The organism is Aeromonas sp. s10 (assembly GCF_040907975.1).
GTDB lineage: Bacteria > Pseudomonadota > Gammaproteobacteria > Enterobacterales > Aeromonadaceae > Aeromonas > Aeromonas caviae.
In genome coordinates, this window is record NZ_JBFOCV010000044.1 from 1 (window position 1) to 1,625 (window position 1,625).

General features: G+C 52.5%; 3 protein-coding genes. 2 read left to right on the forward strand and 1 reads right to left on the reverse strand.

Annotation, left to right across the window (positions count from 1 at the left end; translation table 11 throughout):
* Positions 1 to 666: EF-Tu/IF-2/RF-3 family GTPase (locus tag AB5Y59_RS16695; RefSeq protein ID WP_368212311.1), on the forward strand; the 666-nt coding region annotated here is incomplete at its 5' end.
* Positions 667 to 779: 113 nt separating this feature from the next.
* Entirely contained in the window at positions 780 to 1,322 is a 543-nt protein-coding gene (gene gmhB / locus AB5Y59_RS16700) for a D-glycero-beta-D-manno-heptose 1,7-bisphosphate 7-phosphatase (RefSeq protein ID WP_368212384.1), read from the forward strand.
* Between the two features lie 10 nt (positions 1,323 to 1,332).
* On the opposite strand, the gene AB5Y59_RS16705 is transcribed toward gmhB, so the two are convergent.
* Positions 1,333 to 1,625, reverse strand: a 293-nt coding sequence (locus tag AB5Y59_RS16705; RefSeq protein WP_368212385.1) for a hypothetical protein, incomplete at its 5' end; no start/stop codon positions are given.

Here is a 1,625-nt window from a genome sequence, read left to right on the forward strand (position 1 = left end):
TCCGCACTGAAAGCGCTGGAAGGCGAAGCTCAGTGGGAAGAGAAGATCCTGGAACTGGCTGGCCACCTGGACACCTACATTCCGGAGCCGGAGCGTGCCATTGACCAGCCGTTCCTGATGCCTATCGAAGACGTCTTCTCCATCGCAGGCCGTGGTACCGTAGTAACCGGTCGTGTAGAGCGCGGTATCGTCAAGGTTGGTGAAGAAGTGGAAATCGTTGGTATCAAAGATACCACCAAGACCACCTGTACCGGCGTTGAAATGTTCCGCAAACTGCTGGACGAAGGTCGTGCAGGTGAGAACGTTGGCGCACTGCTGCGTGGCGTGAAGCGTGAAGACGTAGAGCGTGGTCAGGTACTGGCCAAGCCGGGCACCATCAAGCCGCACACCAAGTTCGAATCCGAAGTGTACGTGCTGTCCAAAGAAGAAGGTGGTCGTCACACCCCGTTCTTCAAGGGCTACCGTCCGCAGTTCTACTTCCGTACTACCGACGTGACCGGTACCATCGAACTGCCGGAAGGCGTAGAGATGGTAATGCCGGGCGACAACATCAAGATGGTTGTTACCCTGATTGCCCCGATCGCGATGGACGACGGCCTGCGTTTCGCCATCCGTGAAGGTGGCCGTACCGTAGGTGCTGGTGTTGTAGCTAAAGTTATCGCTTAATCGATACTTTATATGCACACATAAAAGGGGTGGCTTCGGCCACCCCTTTTACTTTTGGGGCTTTAAATGGCTTGTGAGATACTTTTGCGAAATCATCTATAGAGGTAGTTGCTGTGAGTAAACCCGCCATTTTTCTGGATCGCGATGGTGTCATCAACAAAGACACGGGTTATGTCAGCCAGGTTGATGACTTCCATTTTCTGCCCGGGGCGATTGAGGCGATGCAATTGCTGAAGAAAAAAGGCTATTTGTTGGTCGTGGTGACCAACCAATCCGGCATTGCCCGTGGTTACTTCACTGAAGATGACTTCATGAACCTGACCGAGTGGATGGATTGGTCATTGGCCGATCGCGATGTGGATCTCGATGGTATCTACTTCTGCCCCCATCACCCGAACCACGGTGCCCCCTGCGACTGCCGCAAACCCGAACCGGGTATGTTGTTGCTTGCCCAGCGGGAGCTCGGTATCGATATGAGCCGCTCTTATATGGTGGGTGACAAACCTTCAGACTTGAAGGTGGCCATCAATGCCAAGGTCGGTCACAAGATAATGGTCAGAACGGGTAAGCCGATTACTGATGCGGGGATTGAACTGGCCGATGCCATCTACGACAACCTGCATGATTTTGCCGTTGCAGCACCTGTCGCAGGCTGATTTCGCTGGATTAAGATGCTTTTTGGTGGCTTTGTGAGCGATTGAACGATGGAAGCCATCTTTTTGCAATTATCCCCTTGCCAGAACGAATTCGCTCCCTATAATGCGCCTCCATCGACAGGGCAAGCAGCAACGCAAAGCCTGAGTCGATAGCCTCGAAAAGCCTTTGAAAATAAGGCTTGACTCGAGAAGGCGGTTGAGTAGAATTCCACTCCCGCAGCAGCCAAAAGCTGCGTCGCTCTTTAACAATTTGAATCAAGCAATCTGTGTGGGCACTCACAGCATCGAGCATCAAAAACAATT